Source organism: Luteolibacter arcticus, from assembly GCF_025950235.1.
GTDB lineage: Bacteria > Verrucomicrobiota > Verrucomicrobiia > Verrucomicrobiales > Akkermansiaceae > Haloferula > Haloferula arctica.
Genome location: NZ_JAPDDT010000026.1, coordinates 22,842 through 49,374 on the forward strand (window position 1 = coordinate 22,842; position 26,533 = coordinate 49,374).

Sequence of the window (26,533 nt, forward strand, 5' to 3'; positions counted from 1 at the left end):
AAGACGCTCCCTTCAGTCCAACAGCCGGATCCCATCGAACTGCTTCGCCGCGGTGACACGCACGGTTTCAATGAATTCCTGCATGAAGGCCTGCCCCGCCGCCTCACGGGTGGTCGCCGCATGGAGTGACGCACGAAGCCCCTTCGAGGTGATCGGGATCTCCGCCACGTAGTCCTTTTCCAGGTAAGGCTGCACCGCCCAGCGCGGCAGCGCCGCAATCCCACGGCGGCTTTTCACCAGTTGCAGGATCGCCACCGTCAGCTCGGTGGTGCGGCGCTCCCGCGGCTCGACCCCCGCCGGTTCCAGCACCTGGCGGAAGAGGTCCATACGATTGTCCGGGATCGGATAGGTAATCAGCGTCTCCATCGCGAAGTCACGAGGACTCAAGTACGACTTCTCCAGTAGCGGGTGGTCGTGCGCCACCAACGCCGGCATGTCGTATTCGAACAGCGGGTGATGCTCGATGCCCTTGCGCCGCTTCGCCGTGGAAACGATCACCAGATCCGCCCGGTTCTCATCCAGCAGCCCGACGGGATCCGGATGGAAGCCAGAGACAATGTCCATCTCCACATCCGGCCAGCCCTCGCGCAAGGAATCCATCGCCGGCATCAGCCAGTCGAAGCACGAGTGGCACTCCACCGCGATGCGCAGGGTGCCCGCGGTCCCCTGCCCGATCCGCGCAAGATCGCGCTCAGCATCACGCGTCAGCCGCTTCACCTCGTAAGCCAGCACCAACAGCCGCTCGCCCGCACGGGTCCAGCGCAGCGGGCTGGTCTTCCGCTCGAACAGCTCGAAGCCGTAGTGATCTTCCAGCGCCCGCATCTGGTGGGACAATGCGCTCTGGCTCAGCGAAACCTTCTCGCCGGCGCGGGTCAGGTTGCCGGTCTCGGCGAGGGCGATCAGGGAATCAAGGTGGCGGATCTCCAACACGCGGCGACTTCTACAGTCGCTCGTCATGAATGCAACGGCCAATCACCGTGAAGAACCTTCGTTTGGTTCATACCACAGATTTGCCCATGCTGCGCGACGATGAATGCAACCACACACGTCTCCGGCTACCCGCGCATCGGCGAAAAGCGCGAACTGAAGCAAGCGCTCGAAGCCTTCTGGAGCGGCAAGCTCGATGCCTCGGGCCTCGATGGCATTGCGAAGGAGCTCCGCCTGCGCCATTGGCAGGAGCAGGCAGGGCTCTCCTTCGCCGCGACGAATGACTTCAGCCTCTACGATGGCATGCTCGACCTCGCCTGCACCTTCGGCGCGATCCCCGAGCGCTTCGGCCCGGCGGACTCTCCGATGACGCTGGAGCGATACTTCCGCATGGCTCGTGGCCGCAGCCGCCAAGGCGGCGCGCCCGACGTGGTGCCGCTGGAGCTGACGAAGTGGTTCGACACAAACTACCATTACCTGGTGCCGGAGCTGCAGCCGGAGCAGGACTTCCGGCTCACATGGGACAAGGCCGTGCAGGAGACCAAGGAAGCAATCGCCGCGGGCTTCCGGCCAAAGCCGGTGGTCATCGGCCCGGTGACCTTCCTCGCCCTTTCGAAGATGGACGGTGGCGATCCGCTGTCGCTCATCGGCCGACTCGTCCCAGTCTATCGAGAACTGTTAGAAGCGCTCGCCGAAGCCGGTGCCGAATGGGTGGAAATCAGCGAACCGATACTCGCCAGCCGTCGCGACGAAGCCGTGCTCTCCGGGCTGGAAGCCGCGTGGGACGAGCTTCGCCCGGCCGCGCCCTTGAAGCTGCTGTTAGGCATTCCCTTCGGCCGTCTCGGCGACGCCCTGCCACGGGTCTGCGCCTTGGGCTTCGATGGATTGCACGTCGACGCCACCCGCGCGGCAGCAGATCTCCCATGGTTGCATGCGAACTACCTGCAGGACCGCGTGCTGTCGCTCGGGCTCATCGATGGCCGCAGCATCTGGCGCTCGGACGTGGAGGTACTGCGGGCCCTCGCCGCATCGTTCCGCGAGAAACAATTGTGGCTCGGCACCTCGTGCAGCCTCCAGCACGTGCCGCATCGGCTCGATGCCGAGAGCACGCTCGACCCCGTGCTGCGGTCGTGGCTGTCCTTCGCCAAGGAGAAGATCGGCGAGTTGCTCTCACTCGCCGCCGCCCAGCCCGATCCCGACGCCGGTGCCGCCACCCGGGCCGCGCTGGCCTCGCGGCGCGCCCATCCCGGCGTGAAGATTCGCGAGATCCGCGAAGCCGTGGCGAGGCTCGATCAAAGCGCGGCCAACCGCGGGAGACCCTTGGAAGAACGTCTGAAACTGCAGCGGCAGGTACTCAAGCTGCCGCTCTTCCCCACCACCACCATCGGCTCGTTTCCGCAGACCGCCGAGATCCGCCGGCTGCGCGCACGCCACCGGAAGGGCGAACTCGATACCGCTGGCTATGAGGCCGGGCTCGACGCCGCGATGCGCGAGACGATCCGCCTGCAGGAAGACCTCGGCCTCGACGTGCTGGTTCACGGCGAATTCGAGCGCACCGACATGGTCGAGTTCTTCGGCGAGATGTTAGAAGGCATCACCGTCACCTCGAACGGCTGGGTGCAGAGCTACGGCTCCCGCTGCGTGAAGCCGCCCATCATCTGGGGCGACATCGTCCGCCCCACCCCGATGACCGTGGGCGTCAGCGCGAAGGCCCAGGCACTCACCAGCAAACTGGTGAAGGGCATGCTCACGGGCCCGATCACTATCTTGCAATGGAGCTTCGTCCGCGTCGATCTGCCACGGGCCTTGGTTGCGCTCCAGCTCGCCCTCGCGATCCGGAAAGAAGTGACCGACCTAGAAGCTGCCGGACTGCGCGTGATCCAGGTGGACGAGCCCGGCTTGCGCGAAGGCCTGCCCTTGGATCCCGCCGAGCGGGAGAGCTACCTCGAGGCCGCCGTCCGCGCCTTCCGCGTGGCCGTAGCCGGCGTCCGCGATGAAACGCAGATCCACACCCACATGTGCTATGCGGAATTCGACGACGTGGCCGGCGCGATCGCCGCGCTGGAAGCCGACGTCATTTCCCTGGAAGCCTCGCGCAGCCGGATGGAGGCACTGCATGCCGTCACCGCTGGCGGCATCGGCTCCGATGTCGGCCCCGGCGTCTGGGACATCCACTCGCCGCGGGTGCCCTCGGTGGAAGAAATGACGGCCCTGTTAGAGCGAGCGGCCGACGTGCTCCCGGCGGAGCGGCTGTGGGTGAATCCGGACTGCGGGCTCAAAACCCGCGGCTGGGAAGAAACCAAAGCCTCGCTGGAAAACCTCGTCGCCGCGGCGAAAGCCATGAGGACGAAGACGGTGGCGGCGGTGTAGCGGCAAAGTAACCTATGGCGCGCATTCAACGTAGGCGCGTTCGTGAGAACGCGGAAGCCAGGGTGAAGTCCGCTTCACTGGTGGCTTCCGCGGTGTCACCACCGCGCCTACGGAAAGGTGCGCGGCGGCGGGACGGTCACTTCTTTTCCGCCCGCTCCACCTTCACATCCCCCGTTCCTAACAAATCCTTCAACCGCGTCCGCAGCGTGCTTTCCACCATGTCGAGCACGCCGCTTTGCTCGGCCTTGATCCTCATCTGGTCGCGCAGGTCACGCAGGAGCTGCGCGCGGTCATCCGGGGTGATGCCATTCCACCACCCGCTCTCCTCGCTGAGGGGCAGGTAGTCGATCAGCTCCACCGACAGGATTTCCGGCTCGGGAAACGTCGCCACCGGCGTATCGCCATCCATCCGCAGGGAGACCCCGGGCTCGAGCTTGTAGCCGACCCTCACGTCATACTCGCCCTGGATGATCAGCCGTTTCCTGCCACCGGAGAAATACTTAAGGACGAAAGTCTCGTTCTCGAAGGTGCGGGTAGTGCTCATCTTCATCTTCACCAGCGCGAGTTCCGTGACGTCCGTCTTCTCGATGATCTCCGCCCGCCCCTCCACCACGCGGGTGTCGGAGTTGGTGATGGCGCCGAGCACCTTCTCCAGACCCGAGACGCCACTGCCGACGCCGCGCTCGAAGGTCCGGATGCCCAGCCAGGCAACCAGCACCACGGCCGCCAGCAGCGCGAACCAGCGCAGGGTCTTCCAGAGTTCGGGATGATGCGTGGACATGGGCGATGACACTAGAAAGCGGGCAGAAGCCGCGGCAAGCGGGGATTGCTACCGTTGTTGGAACGGGGATTTTGCGGAAATCCGTGTTTGGCATTTCCGGCGGCATCACTTGGAGTCCCTGCCAACCGATTTTCCCACCGTGAAAGCATACGAACTCTTCAGCGCCGCCGATCCCGCCCTCGTCACCCAACTGCTCGACTGGTTCCGCGACCACGACCGGAATGTTTACAAGTCCGCCGTCGCCACCCTCGCGCAGAGCAAAAAGCTGCGCCTCGTATTCATCCAGAAGAAGCCGCTGCCAGAGCAGTATGCATGGATCCTGAAGACCCTGCGGAGCAAGCAGTCCGACACCATCGGCGAGCACCTGCTCCAGGCGTGGTTCATGGCCGGCCACCAGGAGATGCTCGCGAAATTCTGCGACGCCATGGGCATCGAGCACGATGGAAAGGGCTCCGTCACCGGCGACCTGCCAACGGAGATCGACGCGGCCAAGCTCGACGGGGCTGTGGATACGCTGCTGAAAGACTACGATCCAAAGGTGGTGACGCTCTATCTTCGCGTCTTCAGCCTCCAGCGCCCCGGTGGATGGGATGCTCTCACCGCCAAGCTCGAGAACGATTCCCAGCTGGTGCTGGCCTGAGCGCCTACCTGAAAAATGTAGCTGGGGCATCTTGCCCCAGTCCGTTAGAGGGGCGTCCCGCCCCTCCCCCTTGGTTCTTCAACGGCCAATCTTTGAGAGCACCGTTCCGACGGTATTCAGATGGCTTCTGAGCCTCGCCCTTATTGCGACGAGGAATCGCGCAACAGGACGTCTTCGGGAGCCACCGTGGCCAAGCGGCCGCGGGCGTCGACGTACTGGGAGCGGAAGGCTTCAACGCCCGATTCAAGCCGCGAAATCCGCTCGGCCCACGTTTCGAGGCTGCCCGGAACCGACTTGCCGCGGTTCGTCTGGGCTTCATTGCGGATCCGCGAAACCTCCAGCTCGGCCCGGTCGAGGCGGCGCTTGGCTTCGCTCACGTCGCGCCGCAGTCCCGCCAGCTTCTTGTCCGCGTCCTGCTTGGCCTGCTTTTCGGGTGAGATCCCCGGCTCCGGCTTCGCCGGCACCGGGCGACCCTGAAGTTGGGTGGCGACCAGCTTCTCGTGCTGGTCTGCGGCAGCTTTCTCCCGGCTCAGGGCCTCCATCGACTCCTCGACATCCCACTGGAAACGCTCCTGCCAGGACGCGGCCAAATCCTCCGGACCAAGGCTGGAGACACCTTGGGAGTGAACGATCTCGACTCCGGCCGGGGTCACGCGCCGGATGGTCACCTCGCGGTAAACCTTTCCGCCGACTGCCTCGAGTTGCGCCATCTTTTCACCCGCAGCGGCCTGTCGGGCCTGCTTGCGGAAGGCGGCCCGGTATTCCGCGAACGATGCTTTGGCCCCTTCGACCGAACCCTTCAGGACGGCATGTTGGCTGCGCAGCTCCTTCAGGCGCTCGGTACTCGTGGCGGCGGCAAGTTTCGCCTTTTCCAAATCCACGGGCTGTCCCGTGATGGGCTGGGACCGTTCCCGGAATTCGTCCCGGGCGATCTCGGCCCGCCGGCGCAAGGTATCCAGCTCGTGCTTCTCCTCCTTGAGCACTTGCTCCAGGTCCGCCTTGCCACTGGAGAACTTGAAGCGCTTGTCCACCATCAGCGAGAACGCGATGCCCGCGAACACCAGCACGATGATGCCGACCAGAAAGCCGACCATCCCGGACTGATCGTTGGAGTCATTCAGCATGAAACTCAGTTCTTAGGGGCAGTGGCCGGATCGCCATTCTGACCCTTTTTGGCCTCTTCGACCTTGGCGATCTTCTCCTTGATCTCACGGATCTCGTCCTGAAGCTTTGAGATGTCGCTCTTGGCCCGCCGGATTTTCGATTCGTTGGCCGGGATCGAGTCGCGGCTCTCGCGCGCCGCCCGCTCCATGACGCGGAGTTCTTCCTGCATCTGCGGGGCGCGGCTCAGCTTCTTGGTCTTCTCACGGGCGATATCCAGACGCTTGCCATCGATGGCCGCTTGATTGCGACCGATCGAATCCTTGGCCTTCACCACCGCGGCATTCAAGGTGGTGATCTCTTGGTTCAGCGTCTCGATCTGACGCAATTTCCCCTTGCCGCTCTCACCGAGGTTCGTGAGTTCGACATCGTTGGTCAGGTTTTGGAAAACGGCGTCCGCTGCGGTTTCGATCGCCTTCTTCTTTTCCAAGTCGAACTGGAAGCGATCAAAGAGATCCGCAGGCAAATCCTCTGGCTTGATCGTCTTGGATCCGGCCGAATGCGTAATCCGCACTCCCGTGTGATCAACCGCCTTCACTTCGACATTGGAGAAAACTTCGCCGGACGGAGTCTTGATGTCGTCCATCTTGTTCCCAACCGCGGAACCCCACTCGGAGGCGCGATACTGATCCTTGTATCCCTCCCAGTCGGCCAAGGCCTTCTGGACTTCCTCGTTGGCCGCCGTCTTGGCAGCATTGAGTTCCTCGATCTGCTTGGCGAGGCCCGCATTCCGGGTGGTCAGCTCGTCCGCTTCCCGCGCCTTGGCTTTGGCGACGCCAGCTTCTTCGAGCCGATCCTTGGCATTCTGGATCTGGGTCTTGAGGCTGCCGATCTCGAGACCTTCGTCACGGATCACGGCTTCGATTTTCTTCTGGCCCCCTTGCAAGCCCTCGTCGAACACGAAGAGATAGAGGGTGCCGAAGCCGACAAGGACGAGGAGCGCCAGCAAGGTGCCAATGACACCGGGGCCGCGGCTGCTGGTGAGAAGATCGGTAAATCCCATGGGATTCGAATGGTCGAATGGTAAACTTTGAAGGCTACTTGGCGATATACTTGCGGCGATAGGCCTGATGCTGCTTCTCAACATCGGCCTTCTCCTTCTCAAGCGCCTCGACCTCGGACTCCAGCGTGGAAATCTGGGTGCGATTGTCTTCCGCCTGTTGCTTCAGCTCGTCGATCTTCGCACTCCGGTCCGGCGGGATCTGCTCCATCCGCTCCTGAAGAATCGAAAGCTCGCCCTGAAGCTTGCTGATCTCGGCACGTTGTTCATCGCGCTTGAGAACCAAAGCCGGATCGTCGCCGCAGGAATTTAATGCAACACAAATAGATAGGGCCGCCACACAGCGGCCCCACAAAGGGAATATGGATTTCATCAGGGAGTCGTGAAAGAAGGACGAGACTGGTAGCCGGAGGTCACCGGAGCATTGGAGCCAGCCGACCGGGGCTTGAAGGTCCAGTTCTTACTCGGGGTCCGATACGACTGCGGCGTATTGACCCGTGCCGGTGCACCACCAGTGCAGGGATCGTAGAAGATCGACGCCGATGGACGGTAAGGCCGCACGTATGAGTAGGAGCGGTAGTAAGGCCGCGAGTAGTAATTGGAATACCAGACCGTGGTCCCGCTGCTGCCAAAGCTCCGTGGCCGCTCGCTTAAGCGGGAGCGGGAAAAAGTCTCTGGCGAAGTGGCAGCAATCGACGGAGTGGCGCGAGGCTCGGGCGTCGACGCCATGGCCAACGCCCTGCGATCGTCTTCTTCTTTCTGGACCTCGGCTGCGGCAGTCACCCGCTCATCGACCCAAGAGTCGTAGGCAAGCGCAGTTTCCTTTTCCTGGCGAATCGCTGCACCAGCGATCTCCGCATCCAATCCAAAAATCTCGTGCTGGGACGGGGTCAGATCCGCCGCCGCGAGCCGGGCCGTTCCCGTGGCATGACGAAACTCGACACCCACATCCGTGACCCGGGTGATCACCGCGTTTTCATAAGACCGGCCACGAAGTCCGGTGAACTTCGCGAACTCGCGCCCTACGGCCGCGCCGCGGGTCGCCCGCATCCATTCGTTCTTGGCAATTTCCAGCGACTCATGGGCACGCTCGACCTCCTCACGGGCCTCGTCGCGTTGCGCTGCTAGCTCACGACGCCAAGCGTCGCCGCGTTCCACTTCCGCCGTCAAAGCGGCGAAGCCTTGGTCACCGGCTTTCTGTTTGGAAAGACGCAGTTCCAGAAGCTCGACCTGATGAGCCACTTCGACCCTCTCGGATTCAAGTTTCCACCATTGCGGATCAGCCTTCGCCTCCGTGTTCCTTTGGCAGGACGGGAGCACGAAGCATGCTGCCGCAGCAGCGGCTAACAGGCGGGGAGGAGTTAACGCCTTCATCGGGAAAAGTTCAACAGGGATAGGAACGATTTACAAGGCGGATTCTTTCATGTGGCATAAGTGTTTTCCAAGCTCTGATTCGGACTTCATGTAAATTTCACGTAAACCCGCCGCCGGGTCCGGAATCCTTTTCCAACGATGCCCTAATTCACACTTGTATGACAGCTTTCCTCCCTCCAAAACGCTCCCGAACGCCATGCCGACCCGCGTACTACTGACCACTTGTAGCTTCCAGGACACTCCCGGACCCCACCACGCCCAGCTTGAGAGCCAGGGTTTTGAGATCGTCCGCGAACGCGGCCCACTGACCGAGGCCCGGATGCTGGAGCTCGCCGGCGGATTCGACGCCTTCCTGTGCGGGGACGACGCCATCACCCGCGCCGTCATCGAGAAAAGCCTGCCGCGCCTGCGCGTGATCTCGAAATACGGGATCGGCCTCGACAAGATCGACGTCGCCACCACCAAGGAATTTGGCATTCCCGTCCTCTTCACCCCCGGCGTGAACCACACCACCGTGGCCGAGCACACCTTCTGCCTGCTGCTGGCGATGCAGAAGAACCTCGTCGAGACGGTCAATGCCACCCGTCAGGGCAAGTGGCTGCGAATCACCGGCCACGAGCTGTGGCGCAAGCGCATCGGCCTGATCGGCATGGGCCGCATCGGCCAGGAAATGGCCCGCCGCGCCCACGGCTTCGACATGGAGATCCACGGCTTCGGCAACTTCTGGCCGGACGACATCGCCGCGCAATACGGCGTGATCCGCCACGACACGGTCGAGTCGCTCTTCTCCGCCGTGGATATCATCAGCCCGCACACCAAGTTGAATGCGGCGACCCACCACCTCATCAACCGCCAGCGCCTCGCACTGATGCCTGAGGGCTCTTACGTCGTGAACACCGGCCGTGGCGAACTCGCCGACTCCGCCGCCATCCTCGAGGCCCTCGCTTCCGGCCGCCTCGCCGGCTACGGCACCGACGTGATGGAAGAAGAACCCCCGCCGGCCGATCATCCCCTGCTCTCTCACCCGAAGGTCATCGTGACCGCCCACATCGGCTCGCGCACCTTTGAAAGCGTCCCGCGCCAGGCCAAGATGTCGCTGGATAACCTCCTCAACTTCCTCTCCGGCACCGGACCGATCGCCTGCGCCAACGGCGTCATCCCTTCCGACGAATGATTCCCTCCCAAATCACCCAATAACTCAATTCCCAAATCTCTCAATTTCCCAATTTCCCAATTTCCCAAATCTTCCCATGTCTCTCACGCTTCGCACCGCTGCTTCCTGCCAGTTCGACATCATCTCGCTGGGTGAAATCATGCTCCGCCTCGATCCCGGCGACGGCCGGGTTCGCACCACCCGCCAGTTCCAGGCATGGGAAGGCGGCGGCGAATACAACGTCGCTCGCGGCCTCCGCCGCTGCTTCGGCAAGCGCGCCGCGGTGGTCACCGCCTTCGCCGACAATGACGTGGGCCGCTTGATCGAGGACTTCATCCTGCAGGGCGGCGTCGACACCCGCTTCGTCCAGTGGAAGCCCTTCGATGGCATCGGCCGCAACATTCGCAACGGCCTCAACTTCACCGAACGCGGCTTCGGCATCCGCGGTGCGAAGGGCACCCCCGACCGCGGCCTCACCGCCGCCAGCCAGATGAAGCCGGGCGATGTCGATTGGGACGATGTCTTCGGCAAGCACGGCGCGCGCTGGTTCCACACAGGCGGCATCTTCGCCGCGCTCTCGGAAACGACCGCCGAACTCACCATCGAGGCCTGCAAGAAGGCCAAGGAATACGGCACCATCGTCGCCTATGACCTCAACTATCGCCCCTCCCTCTGGAAGTCGATCGGCGGTCAGGCCAAGGCGCAGGAAGTCAACCGCGAGATCGCCAAATACGTCGATGTGATGATCGGCAACGAGGAGGACTTCACGGCCTCCCTCGGCTTTGAGGTGGAAGGCGTGAGCGAGCACATCACCGGCATCGAGGTGGACAACTTCAAGAACATGATCGAGCGCGCGGTGAAGGATTTCCCGAACTTCCAGGTCGTCGCCACCACCCTGCGCGATGTCCACAGCGCCACCATCAATGACTGGGGCGCAGTCTGCTGGCACGCCGGCGAATTCCACGAGGCGCCCCATCGCCCGAAGCTCGAAATTTATGACCGCGTCGGCGGCGGCGATTCTTTCGCCTCCGGCCTCGCCTACGGTTTTATGGAGTTCAATGACGCCAAGATGGCCGTCGAATACGGCGCCGCCCACGGCGCACTCGCGATGACCACCCCCGGCGACACCACCATGGCCACGGTCGATGAGGTGAAAAAGCTCGTCGGCGGCGGCTCGGCCCGGGTGGACCGGTAGTTAAATCACCTGCTCAGGCCAATAAGAGTCCGGCACGAAGTGCCATCTCCACGGAGTGCTGCGACTTGTCGCAGCTTTCCCCGCGAGGCTTGCCGAGACGAAAACAAAGGAGCCACGGGCCGCAGAGGCCCTTCACGGCGACCAGTCGCCTGCCGGAAAGCGGTGACAAGTCACCGCAGTCCGGGCACCCGTGCGTCACACAACCGTGCAAGTTGCGTGACAGTTAGCAAATTCACACCTGCGGCCTTGCACGCGGGCGGTCTCCATGCGAGGCCCTGCCGCGTGAAATCGGTTTTCCCCCGCTGTTTGCTCCTTCCGGCCCTCGTCACGATGGCGGCGGGAGCGGCTCTGGACCTCGACTCGTGGCAAACCGCGCCCCTGGCCGCCGCCGCCACCGGGACCGGCGCAAGCAACAATTGGTACCTTTTCCCCGACGCCAACGACAACCCGCGGGTGCTGGTCAAGGCTACCGGCACCGGAGCCACGGTGAATCACCGGATTCTCACGGGTGGTCCTCCCAACTGGACGGCTGGCGCACTGACCGGGACACCCAGCCTGAACAAGCAGGGTGTGATCGTGCCGTATACCAACGGCTCTGCATACGTGATCGCCCCGCACAACACCGAATTGTGGTTGCGCTTCTTCAATGCCGCGGGAGAGCTCAAGCTCAGCGAAAAAGTGGACAGGTCCACCGTCCCTGTTCCAATCAGTTCGATCGGGCTGAGCGCCGCTCGGGACGCCGGAGGCGGTCTCCATATCGTTTACCTTGGAAGTCCCAATACCACCTCGGAAACGCTGAGGTATGCCTTCCGCTCTGCCTCCGGCGATTGGACGTGGTCGACGCCCCGGGACCTGAGCACTCAGAGCCAGTTCGTCCGACAGACTGTGGTCATCCCCTCGGATACAAAGGCAGCCAAAATCTACGCCTCGCTCCAAACCGGTACGGTCTACTCCCTCCTGCGAGCGACCGTGACCAATGCCAATATCGCCGCCGGCTCGGCCGAGAACCTCGGCAATAACATCGCCGAGCACATCGCAGGCAACCGGCTCGGGGGTGTGGACCGTCTGTATTATTTCGCCAAGGCGGCCCAGGACGGCTTTTGGAATCTCAAGCAAGCCGGCCTCACCGATCCCGTCCAAACCATCGGCCTCTGCTCCCCGACAAGCATCATCTGCGCGCCGGGACCGGACAACAAACAACGCATCGTCTGGCTCGATGGACTGGCCAAAGAGATCCACTACCTGAAGCCGGGTACCACTTCCGCCTACGACGTCCTCCATCCGGTGACTGACACCAACGGCACAGCCGAAGTGCGCGGACTCCACTTCAAGAACGGCAAGCCCCACCTGCTCTACCGGAACAGCCTGCAGCAGGCATTCATGGCATTTCCAGGTGAGGACCTAGACACCGACGGCAACGGCCGCTCCGATTTGATCGACCTCGCATTCAACTCGAGCACGGCCGGGATCAAGATCCTGCCAACCGCCCCCTCTGCCCCGGGTCTCCCCCTGTCAGAGAACAAATTCAAGTTCCAGATTCCGACCATCGGCTCCGCCATCTCGAACGGTGCCGGGGGGCTCTTCAGCAACAGCAAGAGCATCACCTACGGCGTGGAGACCTCCACCGACGCCGTGACCTGGACCACCCTTGGTGCCAGCAGCCCGCTGATCATCGTCCAATCCTCGGTGAGCGGCACCTTTCCGAACGAGCTGAAAACCTTTTCGGTAATGTACAACGAGACGATCCCGGCAGCTCCCTCCAAGCGATTCTTCCGCATCAAGATCACCCGCCCCGCGGCTGCCTACTGAGCAGGCGAGGCACGGGGACAGCCTGCCAGAGAGGCGGGCTTATGAAGGGTAAGGGGCATCGACATTTCTGTCGATGGGCTCCGGTCGGGCGAAGCACCAGAGAGATTTGCCAATCGAGACGACGACGTTGGGAAAACGAACCTCTCCCCCGGAACGAAGAGGTCCAGGCGCGAACAACGGGGCCACCTTGATGCAAGCTCCTGACAATTCTCGCCACAGCCGTCACCCGTTGATCCCACCCACAAAAAAACCCCGCACCCGTTGCCGGATGCGGGGAGTGAAGCAGGACCGTCCGGAAGCGATCAGGGAGCCTCGGCCACCGACAGGCGGATGAAGTCCCTCACATCGGCCGGAGCGCCGCCATCGGTGCGGAACGTGTGCCATTCCCAGTCCGCATCAAGCGCCGGCAACGCGGGCGTGATGGCGGTCTGGACCGCGGCGGCATCCACGGGTGCCAGTTCGGTCACGACCACCGAGTTCCAGATGCCCAGTTCGTTGGAGGCCTCGATGGTGTATTCCACCTTGTCCTTGATGGCTTCCCGCTTGCTCGCATCTGGCGCGCCGGCGGCGAAGACGGCGTTCTTGCGAACGGCCACGGTGTAGGTCAGCGCCTTGTCTCCACCGAGCACATGCATCTTGCCGTAGGCACGGGGGCGGGACGAGCCGTTGGCTGGATTCGAGTTGGTAGCGAACTCCAGCAGGTTGCTTTCGCCGTCCTTGTCATCGTCGCCGTTCTTGCCTTCGGTCACGCCGTAGAACGAGGCCCACGCGGTGTAAGGATCGTCGGTGACCACGCTGATCACGCCGGTCGTGGCAAACGCCGAGGTATCCCACACCAAGCCGGCGGTCAGCACGGCTGCAGTGAAGTTGAAGGTCGGCGTGCCGGTGATGCTGGCGGCGTCCACGATGTCGAACGTATTGCCAGCCACCGGGGTGTAGCCGCTCAGCGTCACGGCGATGGTGCCGTTGGCGGTGAGGGCACCCGTCGCGGCCACCTTGTCATGGGTGGCAGCGCCGGTGATTTCCACCGCGTAGCTCGAGCCTGCCTGGAGGTTGACGGTGGAGCCGAAGTTCAGCGTTCCCGCGCTATTGCCGGGGGCCAGTGTGCCGCCGCTTTGAACGGTGGTGGCGCCTGCGATGGAGCCGGTGCCGCCGAGCGTGCCCGTGGTGGCCACGGTGACAGCGGTGTTGCCGAGCGAACCGGTATTCACCCGCAGGGTGCCGGCGTTCACGCTGGTGGCCCCGGTGTAGGTGCTCACGCCGGTGAGTTCCAGAGTGCCGGCACCGGTCTTGGTCAAGGTGCCGACTCCGACGATCGCACCGCTGATCTGCAAGTCGGTGGTTGCCGCACCGTCCGCCACCGAGACGGTGGTGTTGTTGGTGAGGCTGAGCTTCGAGGTCACCGTCGAGGGGCTCGCATGGGCCAGGCTCGTCAGCACCGGGGTCACGGCGTTGCGAGTGCGCATGTCAATGCCATCCACCTGGGTGACGCCGGAGCGGATACCGATGGTGCCAGCGGTCAGCGTGGCCGAGTTGAGGTGGTTGTATTCATCGGCGAGGAAGGAGCCACCGTTGATTACCACCGGCGTGAGCGCCGCGCCCGCGCCTTGGCCGAGGGCATTGTGGCTGTTGGCTTCCACGATGGCCCCGGCATTGATGGTCAGGGTACCGGAGCCGACCACGCTGGCGGCGTCGTTGTTGCCGAATAGCTTCAGGGTTCCCGCGTTGACCGTGGTGCCGCCGCTGTAGGTATTGGAGGCCGCTCCCGTGCGATTCAGCGTGAGGGTCCCGGCGCCCGCCTTCACGATGCCGCCATTGCCGGAAAGCAGGCCGCTGAGGGTGATGGTGCGGGCAGTGATGCCATCCACCGAATCGAGCGTGTCCACCGTCGTCGGTGTGACCGCGCCGGCCATGGCGAGCGCTTGGCCGGACGACCAGTTGGCGAAGGCACCGAGGGTGCCCGCGCCGAGGTTGACCGTCTTGTTGCCGTTGGTGGTGATGCCGTTCGCGCCGAGGTTGAGACGGCCGCCATTCAAATTGTAAACGGCGGTGTTGTTCCTGGTGTTGCCAAGGTCGAGGCCCAACAGATTGGCGGTGCCGCCTGTCTGGTTGAACACCGCGTTGGTGGAATCCCAGCCGAAGCTCAATTCAGCACCGGTGGAGTTCAGCGTGCCGCCGCTCAGGTTGTAGGTGGCGGTGTTACCGCCAGCCCAGTGGCCGAATAGGAACGACGCCTGATTGGTGTTGGTATTGTCCGTGCCGGTAATGCTGACCGTGCCCGCGGTGTGATTGACCGTGGAGGAGGTGTTGGAACCTTCGTCCAGGACGAACCGTCCGGTGGTCAAAGAGCCGCCAGCGACGTTGAAGGTGGCGGTGCCGATCGTGGTGCTGCCAGCAGTGGTGACCAGCGATCCACTGTTCAGGTTGGTGATGCCACCGGTCATCAGGAAATTGGCGGTGGACGACAGCGTCGCACCGCTGAGCGTGGCGGTGCCTGCGCTGAAGTTGGTACTGCCGGTGTGGTTGGCGGTGCCGGAATAGACCAAGGTGCCGCCGTCGGACTTGGTGAGGTTGCCCGGTCCGGTAATCGCACCACCGTAATTCATGGTGAAGCCGGTCCACACGTGAAAGCCGCCATCGCCCGTGGCGAGCGTGACGCCACGGTTGGAGTGGAGGGTCATGTCGACGCCCGTGGTTGCCCCGGCCTGGAGGCGGCCCCCGCTTTGCAAGGTGATGGAGTCCGCGACCGGAGATCCCGGGACGGGGCCCAGCAGGGCATCGCCCGTCACGCGGAGGATACCCGTGGAGACGTTCACTTTTCCTGTGAGACTGTTGGTTCCGTTCAGAACCAAGGCTCCGGCACCGGTCTTCACCAGATCGAACGGGCCGCCGGTTTCCGACAGCGCGCCGCTGATGAAGAGGTCGGCCGTGTTGGTGAAGGTCGAGTCGTCGGTGAGCACCACGTTCCCGGTGGTGGTGGCCGCCGAAGCGCTGGTGAGGCTGCCGCCGTTCAGCGTGACCTGACGGGTGAACTTGCCGATGACGGTGTTGCTGATCTCAACGGTGCCGCCGAAATCGGCCGTGATCGTGCCGGAACCTTGGACGGTGCCGTTCCATACCGCGAAGGTGCCGCCGTTGACCTGGACGTTTCCGGAAGTGACCGTGCCGTCCACGGTGGCGTAGACCTTGTTTGACCCCTCCTTGGTCAGGGTGAATCCGCCGAGGTCCAGGACGGAGGAGGCTCCGCGCACGTCGTAGCGACCGCTGCCGCTGATGGTGGCGTTCCCCGCGAGCGTCAGGAACTGGAAGGCGTTCTGTTGGTCGTTCGCTCCGCTTTGGGTGATCGCGCCGAGGCCGGTCACGCCCGTGCCGGAAATGGTGACCACCTTGGAGCCCAGGTTGAGGGTGTTCGCCGTGTGGGAACCAAGATCCAGCGTTCCGCCGCCGGAAATCGCGATCGCCGAGCCGTTTCCAAGCGCGCCCGTCGTGGTCAATTTCACGATGCCGCCCGAGATCGAGACAGGCCCCGTGAAGGTGTTCACCCCTCCCAGATCGAGGTCGACGTCCCCGGTCTTGGTCAGCCCGCCGGAGCCGCCGAAGCCGCTGCCGGTGAGGGTATATTTATAAGTGTCGTTATCCACCGTGACGGACCCGGGCAACAGCGCACCGGTCATTGTCACCGTCTGGTCCCCTGCGATGTGGGTCTCGTCGAAGGTCACATTGTCACCGGTGAAGAAGTTGTCGTTGGCACCGGCGTTCCAGTCGTTGTCGGTGCCGGCGATTTCCCAGGTGGTGGTGCTGCCGTCCCAGACGAGACTCTTCTTGGTGACGTCGAGGGTCACGTTGTTCGCGCCCACGTTGAAGGTGCTCGAACGATAGTTCGCGGCGTTGGCCAGCGCGAAGTTCGCCGCGGTGGCAACGGTGCCGCCATGGTTGAGCACGGTGAAGGCACCCGCGCCGGCCGGGGCGCCGGCGAGGTTCACGTTCACCGTTCCGTTCACGGTCAGCGTCCCGGTCGACGTCAGCGCGCCGGGCGTGGTGGCGTCGGCGAAGAGACTGGTCGCGTCACCGCCGAGGCTGCCGAAGGTGATGGAGCCAGCCGAACCTTCACCGCCGAGCCCGGCGCCGTTGGCAACGCTGACCACCGAGTTCAGGATGCTTCCGTCGATGTTCAGGCGGCCGGCGCTGACGGTGGTGGCGCCGTTGTAGCTGTTCACGGCGGCCAGGGTGGTGGTGCCGCTGCCGAGCTTCGTCACCGCGCTGGAGCCGGCGAGGATCGCGGAGATCGACTGGGTGCCGGAGCCGGTCGAGGTGCCAGTCCGGGTGGCGTTGCTGTCCGGATTGAGCCTGATGGCACCACCGCCGGTCACGCTCAGCGTGCCGTTGCCGGTGATGTTGTTCATCAGGCTGAAGGTCCGCGTGGCATTCACCGTGTCCAGCGTGGTGGTGCCGGAGCTGTTGATGTCGCTGTTGAGCGCCACGTCGGAACCGTCGGCTGCGGTGATCCGCACGGTGCCGCCGTTGAGGTTCACCAGGGTCGAGGTATTACGACCGATCACCCCGTAGGCCGACTTGAGTTCGAGCAAGCCGGCGGAGGACAGGTTGTACTGGTCGATGCCGGTCGTCATGTTGACGCCGGACGCGGTGTTGCTGCGGTTGTCGAGGACCACGAAGTTGGTCGAAACGGTGCCTCCGGAATGGTTGAGGATCCCCTGGCCATCGACGCCGACGTAGATGCCGCCAGCGAGTTCACCGGTCGCCGAGGGCGTGGTGGCCGGTGCCGCGGAACCGAAGCTCAAGGTGCCGCCGGACAGGTTGTAGGTGGAGGTTTCCGTCGCGTAGTGGCCGACCCGGATGTTGTTGCTGGTGTCGGTGTTGATGCCGTTCACCGCGACGGACCCGCCGGTCTGGTTGACGGTGGAGGAGTTGTTGACGTTGTCGCCGACCCACAGGCCGCGGGCTTCCACGGTGGCACCGGAAGCGAGGTTCAGCACGGCCCCGGTAACGTTGGTGCCGACCTGGAGGACGCCGCCGTTGGTGCCGTCCGTGAGATCGATCACATTGGCCCCGCCGCCACCGATGGTGAAGCCAGTGCCGGTCGTGTTGGCATGCAGGAACGATTTGGTGAGGTTGGTGGCGGTGCCGTTGTGGGCGGCGATGATGTTTTGCCCGGCCGGCAGCGAGTAGCCGTCGGACCGCTGCATCCGCAAGCCGGCGGCCGCGGCGTCTTGATACAGAACCACGTCGCCGCTGCCGAGGGTACCGGTCGTGGTGTTGTTGCCGATGACCAGGGTGTTGGTGCCGGTCGTGCCGCCACCGTTGACCCAGATGCGCTCGAGGGCGGAAGCGTTGCCCGTGAGGACCAGGTTGGCACCCGAGGCACCGCCGCCGACGACGAGGTCGTCAGCCGGGGTGGCGTTGGTTAGCGTGCCGGACAAGGTGCCGGTGCCACCGTAGGGCATGATCTTGGCATCGTCCGCAAGGAGGATGTTGCCGGAAATCCCTCCGCCGTCGTTCATGCGAATGGCACCGATGCCGCTGCTGCCCGCATAGGTGCCGGAGGGAACTGTCGGCGAGCTGCCGTCGGCTCCGGTGGCAGCCGTGGCCGCCGTGCCACCGCTGGTTTCCTGGAAGCCGTAGCCGGCGAGGATCAGGTTGTTGGCAATGGTCCCGGTGTGCCACAACTGGGCCCGCGGATTGACTTCGATGCTGGCGGTGCCGAGGGCGGCCGGGGCCACGCTGCTGAGACGGAACGAACCGTTGGCGGCAAGCGTACCGGACGGGGCCAGCCGCAGCGTGCCGCTGAAGGACGGGCTGGCACCGGTGAGCGTGAGGCTGCGGGGGAGCGGGGTGCCGCCGGCGAGCGGATCGATCTCCACGGTCCCGCTGCCGGACAGCACGCGATTGAAGCCGAAGTCGGCATTGGCGGCGAACAGCCGGAGGGTCGCGCCCCCGGCGACATCCACGCCGCTGGTGCCGGTCAGGTTGCTGGTGGCGGCATTCACTTCCAGGGTGCCGGCAGCAATGCTGGTGGCACCGGAGTAGGAATGGGCGGCGCTGCCGCTGAGGGTGACCGTGCCCGTGCCGGTCTTGGCGAAGGGCATCGAACCGGTGAGCGCTCCGGCACCGGACAAGGTGTAGGCGGGACCGCCCGAGGTATTCTGGAAGTCCACCGACGCAGGGGTGACGGCCACGCCAAGCGTGATGGAGGTATTGGCTCCGGCGTCGGTGAAGATCAGCTCGTCACCCTGCAGGTAATTGGTCGCCGTATTTCCGGCGACCGTCCGCCAGTTCTGGGTCGTGTTGATGTCCCAGACCGCACCGTTGGTGCCGGTCCAGCGGACCTTGTCGTTGGTGGCGGTGAGACCGATCGCCGAGCCATTATCGGTGATCGAGCCGGCGACGCGTGGGGGCAGGCTGCCGACACTGAAGCCGGCGGTGCCCGGCGAGCTGCCGGTGTAGGAAATGATCGGATAGAAGGTGGAGGCCGTGCTAATCGTCCCCGTCGGGGTGACATTCACGGTGGTGGTTCCGCTCTGAGTCAGGCCGCCGGAGCTGGTCACGTTGATCACGTCATTGCCACCGGAGCCCAGATTCACGGCGAGCGTGCCATTCGTCAGGGCAAGCGCACTGGCGGTGATGCTGCCCGCTGTGGTGGTGTTGCCCGGCATCAGGGTGGTGCCGGTGCCAATCGTGAGCCCGCCGGTGAAGGTGCCCGCACCGCGCAGGGTGCCACCAGAGAGTGCGACCGGGGCGCTGGCAGTCGTGCCATTGACGAATAGCGTGCCCTCTCCGGCCTTGGTCAGGGTACCGCTGCCCGTCACGGTCGCGATCGACAGCGTCAGGTCGTCGGCTGCGGTGCCATTGCCAATCGTGGCGATGGTGCCTGCGAGACCGGTGTCGAGCGATCCAGCGCCAGTGATGTTGTGAGCACCGTTGCTGCCGACCGCGGAATCGATGGTGGCGAAGTTCTGGCTGAAGCCGCTGTTGATGGTCAGCGTGCCGGAGTTGGAGTTGCCTTCTCCGAGGGTCAGCGGCTTGCCGGGTTCGAGAGCACTGGTGGTGTTGATCACCACTCCGCCGTTCGCGACGGTGGTGGAGCCTTGGGTGTTTCCGGTCGAGTTGACCGTCCAAGTGCCGCCATCGGTCTTGAGGAACATGCCGCTCCCCAGGAAGACGTTGCCATTGATGATCCCGTTGCCGGCGCCGCGCACGAACAGGCCGCCGGAGGGCAGCGTGGGGCTGTTGTAAACGGTGCCGTTGATGGTGAGGGTGGTGCCAGAGGCGGCCGAGAGCGTCTGGTTGCGCACGCCGGCCACCGGGCTTTCCAGCACGATCGAGCCGGACCAGGTGTTGTTGCCAGAGATGTTGTCGAGAGCGGCCCGCTGGTCGTTGGCGAGGTTGGGACCATTGCGCAGGACCAGGGTGCGGCCTGCGCCGATGTTGATGCCGCCGGCCAGGCGGACGCCGACCGTCGATGCAGCCTGAGTGTTGTTGGCAAGGATCGTCGGCGTGTTGCCGAGCGCGCCAGCATTGGCCAAGCGGACATAGCCGCCGTTGATCGTCATCACGCCGCCCGTCGCAGCGCTCGTGAAGGTGTTGGCACCCGACAAGATCAATTCGACCGCACCGGTAGCCGTGGTGTTGATCTTGGTGATGCCGCCGGTGCCCGACACAACGCCGGAAAGGGTCAGGTTCTTGTCATCCCAGCGGCCACGGAAGGTATTCGAGCCGGTAAGCCCCACGGTGCCGGACAGCGTGGTATTGCCATCCTCGTAGAAGATCGTCCCGCTGCTGAGGGTCAGGTTGTTGGTGTGAGTGAGGACGTTGGCGCTGCTGGCGGTGAAGAAATGCAGGGTCGCACCGCTATTCACCGCCACCACACCGGCACCAAGGTTCGCGTAGGTGGCGACCGTGTTCGGGCGCTCGACGCGCAAGGTGCCGCCATTGATGGTGACCGCTCCGGTAAAGGTGTTGGCTGGGGCCGCGGTCGTGTTGCCGAGATACCAGGTGCCGGTGCCGGTCTTGGTGATGCTGGTCACGCCCGCCCCGTTGTTGGCGATCACGCCATTGATCCGGTTGGCGGCCGTGCTGGCACCGCCCAGCGTCAGGGTCGTGTTGGCAGCGGTGGCCGGGGCCACGCCATTGTTGACGGTGAGGGAGCCGGTATTGTTGCTGTTGGTCCAGAGTTGGTTCCCGCTGAGCGCGATGGCCACCTGCTGGCCGGCGGTCGCCGAGCCGATGACTTGTGCGCCGGTGCCCGTCAGGTCGATCCCGCTGGCACCCAAGGTGAGAATCTGGTTGGTGCCACCGCCTTGCAGGGCATGGGCCTGCGACGAGGTGAAGCTCAAGCCGGTCACCGCACGCGCGGCGTTGAGATTGACGGTCTGTCCGCTGGCGACCGAGGACGCGCTGAAAATCGCGAGGTCAACCGAGCCGGGAACGGCGGCGGGATCGGTGCCACCGGCCACCACGGTGGACCAGTTGGCGAGTGCGGACCAATCGTTGGCGGTGCCGCCATTGTTGTCCCAGTAGAGGTTGGCGGCGAAGGAGGCTGGCGCAGCAAAGAGCGCCAGCGCCTGCAGGGAGGCTCTGGTTGTCATTGGGTTTGGGGAGTTAGAGGAGGTTCGAGGGTTTTACCCGACAAATTTGATCTGTCAGACAGCGTCATTCGTAACAGAAGAATGCGGAAGCCGTCAAAATAATACTTTACTTGTCACTTTTTGCGATTTCCGACCCTCCCCGCCACTCTCCCATCCTCCTCGTCCCTCGGAAAGCTACCGGGCAGGCCTTGCATGTTCGCACCGCCCGTGGCATGCCCGCGCGGATTTCCAGCAGCTTGCCGACACCGCGCAAGAGAGCCGGCAGCCCGAACGTCATTTCATTCCCCACGAAAACACCGGGTAATCCCGGCGGGAACTCCCCCCAGAGAGCGTCCCGCAATCCATGAGCCAACTTCCGACCGACCACCGCCGCGAATGCACGCCACGCCCTTGGCAGGAGGCGTTCTGGGCTGGTCATGCGGAGGCATTGGAACTGATCCTCTCCGGCCAGCCGCTCCAAGCGGTACTGGAACACATCGCGCGGCGCATCCAGGAGATGTCGGACGATGGGGCGCTGTGCTCGATCTACCTGGCAGACGAGGAACGCACGACCTTGACGCTGGCTGCGGCCCCGGGACTACCGGAGGAATTCACCGCAGCGGCCCGGCAACTGCCGATCAAGGATGGCTCCGGCTCCTGCGGCACGGCCGCAGCGCGCGGCGAAACCGTGCTGATCGAGGACATCACGATCCATCCCAACTGGATCTCGGCTCGGGAGCTGGTGATCCGGCACGGCCTGAAGGCGTGCTGGTCGGTGCCGGTCTTTTCCGTGAACGGAAAGGTGCTGGGGATCATGGGAATCTACTACCGCGAGAACCGCTTGCCGCTGCCAGACGAATTGGTCCGTGCCGAGTCGGCGGCGAAGCTAGTGGCACTGGCGATCGAGCGTGGACGGGCGGCCGAAAAATCGCGCCAGGACGAAACCTTGCTGAAGATCGCCGGCCGCAATGCGCGATTCGGCGGCTGGACGGTGGACATGCCGGAAATGCGGATCACTTGGTCGGATGAAGTCCGGGCCATCCATGAGGCAGCTCCCGACTACGAACCGACGGCACCCGAGGCCTTCGACTTCTACGAAGAAACGTCGCGCAAACGCTTGCTCGAGGTCTTCGACCGCTGCGGAACGGTGGGCACGCCATTCGATGAAGAACTGGAATTCGTGACCGCCAAGGGCCGCCGGGTCTGGGTGCGGGCCAGTGGCGAAGCCGTACGCGACGCCGGCGGGACAATCCGCAGGATCCAGGGCGCCTTTCAGGACATTTCCACGAGGAAAGCATCCGAGCAGCGGGCACAGCAACTGGCCGAGCGATTGACCGCGACGCTGGAAAGCATCACCGATGCCTTTTTCACGCTGAACCGCCAATGGCAGTTCACCTACCTGAACACGGAGGCCGAAGGCATTCTGCGGCGGGAGCGCGACGAACTGTTAGGGAAGATCATTTGGGAAGAGTTCCCGAACGTCTGCGGCAGCACCGTGGAAGACACCTACCGGCAGGCGATGGAGAAGGGCCGGCCAAGCGTGCTGGACGAGTTCTTCTACCAGCCCTTCGGCCAGTGGTTCGAAATCCGCGCCTTCCCCTCGGAGGAAGGGCTGGCGGTATACTTCCGCAACGTGACGGCACGGCGGCAGTCGCGCGAACAACTGCGGTTGTTAGAAGCCAGTGTGGCACGGATCAACGATCTGGTGATCATCACCAACTCGGGCATTTGGGATGAACCGGAGCCGCGGATCCTTTTCGTCAACGACGCCTTCACCCGCACGACCGGCTACTCCCGCGAGGAGGCCTTGGGCAGATCACCGCGTTTCCTCCAGGGACCGCGGACCCAACGCGCGGAACTCGACCGGATCCGCATCGCCTTGATGCGCGGCGAGCCCGTGCGGGCGGAGCTGATCAACTACAAGAAGAGCGGCGAAGAACTTTGGCTGGAGGTGGACATTGTCCCCGTGAGCGGCACGGACGGCGGTCCCGCCTATCAGGTCGGGGTGATGCGCGACGCCACGGAGCGCAAGCGGGTGGAAGACGATGCGCGCGCCACCGAAGAACGCTACGTCCGGCAGCGCAATGCCCTCATCGCGCTGACCGACCTGCCGCCCTTGGCGACCGATGATGGGGAGAGCGCCTTTCACCGCATCACCGAGGTCCATGCCCGCGCGCTGGGCGTCTCGAGGGTCAGCATCTGGCGCTACAACGCGGACCATACGGCCATCCACTGCGTGGATCTCTACGAACTGGAAACCCACCGCCACAGCAGCGGCATGGTGCTGACCTCCGCGACCTGCCCGGCGTACTTCCGGGCGATGGATGAAATGGATGTGATCGCCGCGGACGACGCGTTGAGCGATCCGCGCACTTGCGAGTTTGCCTCCAGCTACCTGGTTCCGCTGGGGATCTCATCGATGCTCGACGCGCCGATCCATCTGGGCGGCGGCATTGAGGGCGTGATGTGCAGCGAGCACGTGGGACCGCCGCGGACATGGACCGGCGATGAAAAGACCTTCGCCGCCGCGGTGGGAAATCTTGTCTCCCTCTCACTGGAAGGCAGCGAGCGCCAACGGGCCGAGGAAGCCGCTCGCGAAACCCGCAAGCGTTTCGAGGTGGTGGCCCGTGCGACCAATGACGCCGTCTGGGACTGGGACTTCGCCACGAACGAGATCTGGTGGAACGAGGGATTCGAAACCCTGTTCGGTTTCAAGCGCAGCGAGATCGAGCGCTCCGCCGAGTCATGGTATCATCGCATTCATCCGGAAGATGTTCGCCGCGTGCTGCCCGGCATCCGCCGCACCATCGCGGAGGGGGAAGAGCATTGGTCCGACGAATATCGCTTCCTCCGCGCCGACGGGCGCTACGCCTACGTGCTCGACCGCGGGTTCGTGATCCGCGACGACAACGGCCGCGCGCTCCGGATGGTCGGCGGCATGACCGACCTGACAGCGCGCAAGCAATCGGAACAGGATTTGGCCCGCCTCAACCGCGCGCTGCAAATGCTGAGCGCCTGCAACGAGGCGGTCACCCGCGCCACCGGCGAGCACCACTTGCTGGAAGAGATTTGCCGGCTCGCAGTCAACACCGGCGGCTATCGGATGGCATGGGTGGGCTATGCTCGCGACGACGCGAAACGCAGCATCGACCCGATCGCTTGGGCGGGCGTGGAAGACGGCTACTTGGAAAAGATCAGCCTCTCTTGGGACGAAGAGTGCTCCACGGGACGCGGACCGGCCGGCCAGACCATCCGCAGTGGCGAGACCGTCGTATGCCGTGACATCACCAGGGACACCGCATCGTTCCACTGGCTGGACGATGCAATCGCCCGCGGTTACCGCGGTGTGATTTGCCTGCCTTTGCGCGATGGCGACCGGGTTTTCGGTTTGCTCACCCTTTACTCGCCGGACGCTCTTCAAGCGGCCGACGACGAGCTCGGCCTGCTGCAACAACTGGCAGACGACCTTGCCTTCGGCATCGGCACGCTGCGCTCGCGGCAGGAAATGCGCCGCACCGAGGAAGTGGTGCTGAAAGTGGCCCAGGCGGTTTCTTCCGGCACCGGCACCGAGTTCTTCGACCTGCTGACCTTGAACATGGTCGAGGCGCTGGGAGCACACGGAGGCTTGATCGGCCGGTTGAATTCCGCCGACCTCTCGATCACCACGCTGTCCTTCGTGTTGGCAGGCAAGCTGGAGGAAAACGTCACCTACGGACTGACCGGCACCCCGTGCGAGAATGTCAGCGAGGGAAAGGTCTGCGTCTTCGACCGCGGCGTGCAGGAGATTTTTCCGGAGGACCACTTGCTGGTCGTCTTCGGCATCCACGCCTATGCGGGCATTCCCTTGCGGCATCGCGATGGCACGGTGGCGGGCATCATGGTGGTGTTCTTCAACGCGCCGTTGGAAGAGACGGCGCTGGTGCAGTCCACGCTCCAGATCTTCGCCACCCGCGCCTCCGCGGAACTTGACAGGCAGGTGACCGACCAGCGCATTCGCGAGCAGGCCTCGCTGCTCGACCAAGCTCGCGACGCCATCCTTGTCCGCGAGTTGGACCACCGCATCACCTACTGGAATAAGAGCGCCGAGCGTCTCTACGGCTGGACCGCGGAGGAAGCCCTCGGCCGCTCGGTGGAAGCGTTGATCTATCGGGATCCGCAGGATTTTCACGCCGCCTGCCAGACGGTGGTGGCTACCGGCGAGTGGCTGGGCGAACTCCAGCAATTCGCGCGGGACGGTCGCGAGATCACCGTGGAAGGACGCTGGACTCTTCTCTACGACTCCGCGGGACAGCCTCGCAATATCCTCGCGATCAATACCGACATCACCGAGCACCGCCAGCTCCAGCAGCAGTTCCTGCGCGCGCAGCGGCTGGAAAGCATCGGCACGCTCGCCGGTGGCATCGCTCACGATCTCAACAACGTGCTCGCGCCGATCAGCATGTCGATCGAGTTGCTCCACTCCGAAGTGACCTCGGAACGTGGCCGCGAGCTGCTGGCGACGCTGGCGGGAAGCGCCCGTCGCGGCGCGGACATGGTCAGCCAGGTGCTGTCGTTCGCCCGCGGCATGGAAGGCCGCCGGGTGGAGATCCACGCCCGCCGTCTGGTCGGCGACGTGGAGAGCATCGTCCGCGACACCTTCCCGAAGGACGTCACCCTCGACATTCGCGTGCCCCGCAGCCTGTGGACGCTTCAAGGCGACCCGACCCAGCTCCACCAGGTGCTCATCAACCTCTGCGTGAATGCCCGCGACGCGATGCCCCAAGGAGGGCGGATTTCCATCAGCGCGGAAAACCTCGACGTGGATCCCCGCGAGGCGGCCCGCGAGCCTGGGGCCAAGCCCGGCCCCTACGTGAGGATCAGCGTGGAAGACAGCGGCTCCGGCATTCCGCCGCAGCATCTCGAAAAGATCTTCGAGCCGTTCTTCACCACCAAGGAGGTCGGCAAGGGCACCGGGCTCGGATTGCCGACGTCGCTGGCCATCATCAAGGGCCACGGTGGCTTCCTCCGCGCGGCCAGTCCCGTCGGGCGAGGGGCTCGCTTCGACCTGTTCTTGCCCGGCCTGCCGGGAACGGGTGACACCGCGCCCGACCACGGCGACACCCCCCTCCCCCGCGGCGACGGCGAAACCGTCCTCATCGCAGACGATGAAGAGTTCATCCGTCGCGTCACCGGCCGGACGCTCGAGTCCTTTGGCTACAAGATCCTGCTCGCCGCCAACGGCAACGAGGCGGTCGAGCTCTACCGCCAGCATCACTCCGGCATCTCGGTGGTGATCACCGACATGATGATGCCCGGCTTGGATGGAGCCTCGGTGATCCGCGCGCTGGCGGCCATCGATGGCGGCGTGAAAATCATCGCCTCCAGCGGCGTGACCGGCCACGACGCCCGTGCCCGCGAGGCCGGTGATTGTGTCCGCCACTTCCTGCCCAAGCCATGCAGCGCCGAAACTCTGCTGAAAGTGCTCAAACGAGTTATTTCCGATCCGTAATCCCCCCCAGTTGTCACACACGGTCCCGCCGCACCATGATTCGCGTGCTGGAC

The 26,533-nt window shown here is 64.1% G+C and carries 13 protein-coding genes; 6 read left to right on the top strand and 7 right to left on the bottom strand.

Annotation, left to right across the window (positions count from 1 at the left end; translation table 11 throughout):
* Positions 1-12: 12 nt before the first annotated feature.
* Positions 13-957, bottom strand: a complete 945-nt coding sequence (locus OKA05_RS28055; protein ID WP_343227007.1) for a LysR family transcriptional regulator — start codon at positions 955-957, stop codon at positions 13-15.
* A gap of 72 nt (positions 958-1,029) precedes the next feature.
* Here OKA05_RS28055 and metE point away from each other — a divergent pair, with 72 nt between their 5' ends.
* Positions 1,030-3,297: a 5-methyltetrahydropteroyltriglutamate--homocysteine S-methyltransferase gene (gene metE / locus OKA05_RS28060; RefSeq protein WP_264490541.1), complete on the top strand. Its 2,268-nt coding sequence runs from the start codon at positions 1,030-1,032 to the stop codon at positions 3,295-3,297.
* Between the two features lie 136 nt (positions 3,298-3,433).
* Here metE and OKA05_RS28065 read toward each other — a convergent pair whose 3' ends face one another.
* Complete coding sequence (locus OKA05_RS28065) at positions 3,434-4,078, bottom strand: DUF4230 domain-containing protein (protein ID WP_264490542.1); 645 nt, start codon at positions 4,076-4,078, stop codon at positions 3,434-3,436.
* A gap of 139 nt (positions 4,079-4,217) precedes the next feature.
* On the opposite strand from OKA05_RS28065, the gene OKA05_RS28070 reads away from it, so the two are divergent.
* Positions 4,218-4,718: a hypothetical protein gene (locus OKA05_RS28070; RefSeq protein ID WP_264490543.1), complete on the top strand. Its 501-nt coding sequence runs from the start codon at positions 4,218-4,220 to the stop codon at positions 4,716-4,718.
* A 140-nt stretch (positions 4,719-4,858) separates the two neighbouring features.
* Here the strand turns inward: OKA05_RS28070 and OKA05_RS28075 are convergent, their stop codons facing one another.
* The 4 genes from OKA05_RS28075 to OKA05_RS28090 are packed head-to-tail and all read right to left on the bottom strand — an operon-like array spanning position 4,859 to position 8,253.
* Positions 4,859-5,842, bottom strand: coding sequence for a hypothetical protein (locus tag OKA05_RS28075; protein WP_264490544.1), 984 nt, complete (start codon positions 5,840-5,842; stop codon positions 4,859-4,861).
* Between the two features lie 5 nt (positions 5,843-5,847).
* Positions 5,848-6,882: a hypothetical protein gene (locus tag OKA05_RS28080; protein ID WP_264490545.1), complete on the bottom strand. Its 1,035-nt coding sequence runs from the start codon at positions 6,880-6,882 to the stop codon at positions 5,848-5,850.
* A 34-nt stretch (positions 6,883-6,916) separates the two neighbouring features.
* Complete coding sequence (locus OKA05_RS28085; protein WP_264490546.1) at positions 6,917-7,252, bottom strand: hypothetical protein; 336 nt, start codon at positions 7,250-7,252, stop codon at positions 6,917-6,919.
* Positions 7,252-8,253, bottom strand: a complete 1,002-nt coding sequence (locus tag OKA05_RS28090) for a hypothetical protein (RefSeq protein WP_264490547.1) — start codon at positions 8,251-8,253, stop codon at positions 7,252-7,254. Before OKA05_RS28090 ends, OKA05_RS28085 begins: the two co-directional genes overlap by 1 nt.
* A 196-nt stretch (positions 8,254-8,449) precedes the next feature.
* Between OKA05_RS28090 and OKA05_RS28095 the strand changes: the two genes are divergently transcribed.
* The 3 genes from OKA05_RS28095 to OKA05_RS28105 all read left to right on the top strand — a co-directional run bounded on the left by OKA05_RS28095 (position 8,450) and on the right by OKA05_RS28105 (position 12,410).
* Positions 8,450-9,427, top strand: a complete 978-nt coding sequence (locus OKA05_RS28095; RefSeq protein WP_264490548.1) for a phosphoglycerate dehydrogenase — start codon at positions 8,450-8,452, stop codon at positions 9,425-9,427.
* Positions 9,428-9,503: 76 nt separating this feature from the next.
* On the top strand, positions 9,504-10,601 hold the full coding sequence (locus OKA05_RS28100) for a sugar kinase (RefSeq protein WP_264490549.1): 1,098 nt from the start codon (positions 9,504-9,506) through the stop codon (positions 10,599-10,601).
* Between the two features lie 306 nt (positions 10,602-10,907).
* Positions 10,908-12,410 carry a hypothetical protein gene (locus OKA05_RS28105; protein WP_264490550.1) on the top strand — a complete coding sequence of 501 codons (1,503 nt, stop codon included), beginning with the start codon at positions 10,908-10,910 and terminating at the stop codon, positions 12,408-12,410.
* Between the two features lie 302 nt (positions 12,411-12,712).
* Here the strand turns inward: OKA05_RS28105 and OKA05_RS28110 are convergent, their stop codons facing one another.
* Positions 12,713-21,013 (bottom strand): beta strand repeat-containing protein, encoded by an 8,301-nt coding sequence (locus OKA05_RS28110; RefSeq protein WP_264490551.1) that lies wholly within the window; start codon positions 21,011-21,013, stop codon positions 12,713-12,715.
* A gap of 343 nt (positions 21,014-21,356) precedes the next feature.
* Here OKA05_RS28110 and OKA05_RS28115 point away from each other — a divergent pair, with 343 nt between their 5' ends.
* Positions 21,357-26,480, top strand: a complete 5,124-nt coding sequence (locus tag OKA05_RS28115; RefSeq protein ID WP_264490552.1) for a PAS domain S-box protein — start codon at positions 21,357-21,359, stop codon at positions 26,478-26,480.
* Positions 26,481-26,533: the final 53 nt, after the last annotated feature.

What these genes read in the sequence shown, in the direction of transcription:
- metE (WP_264490541.1), top strand. Translation starts at nt 1,030, where the DNA reads ATGAATGCAACCACACACGTCTCCGGCTACCCGCGCATCGGCGAAAAG.
- OKA05_RS28055 (WP_343227007.1), bottom strand. Translation starts at nt 957, where the DNA reads ATGACGAGCGACTGTAGAAGTCGCCGCGTGTTGGAGATCCGCCACCTT.
- OKA05_RS28095 (WP_264490548.1), top strand. Translation starts at nt 8,450, where the DNA reads ATGCCGACCCGCGTACTACTGACCACTTGTAGCTTCCAGGACACTCCC.
- OKA05_RS28065 (WP_264490542.1), bottom strand. Translation starts at nt 4,078, where the DNA reads ATGTCCACGCATCATCCCGAACTCTGGAAGACCCTGCGCTGGTTCGCG.
- OKA05_RS28080 (WP_264490545.1), bottom strand. Translation starts at nt 6,882, where the DNA reads ATGGGATTTACCGATCTTCTCACCAGCAGCCGCGGCCCCGGTGTCATT.
- OKA05_RS28085 (WP_264490546.1), bottom strand. Translation starts at nt 7,252, where the DNA reads ATGAAATCCATATTCCCTTTGTGGGGCCGCTGTGTGGCGGCCCTATCT.
- OKA05_RS28100 (WP_264490549.1), top strand. Translation starts at nt 9,504, where the DNA reads ATGTCTCTCACGCTTCGCACCGCTGCTTCCTGCCAGTTCGACATCATC.
- OKA05_RS28115 (WP_264490552.1), top strand. Translation starts at nt 21,357, where the DNA reads ATGAGCCAACTTCCGACCGACCACCGCCGCGAATGCACGCCACGCCCT.
- OKA05_RS28110 (WP_264490551.1), bottom strand. Translation starts at nt 21,013, where the DNA reads ATGACAACCAGAGCCTCCCTGCAGGCGCTGGCGCTCTTTGCTGCGCCA.
- OKA05_RS28090 (WP_264490547.1), bottom strand. Translation starts at nt 8,253, where the DNA reads ATGAAGGCGTTAACTCCTCCCCGCCTGTTAGCCGCTGCTGCGGCAGCA.
- OKA05_RS28075 (WP_264490544.1), bottom strand. Translation starts at nt 5,842, where the DNA reads ATGCTGAATGACTCCAACGATCAGTCCGGGATGGTCGGCTTTCTGGTC.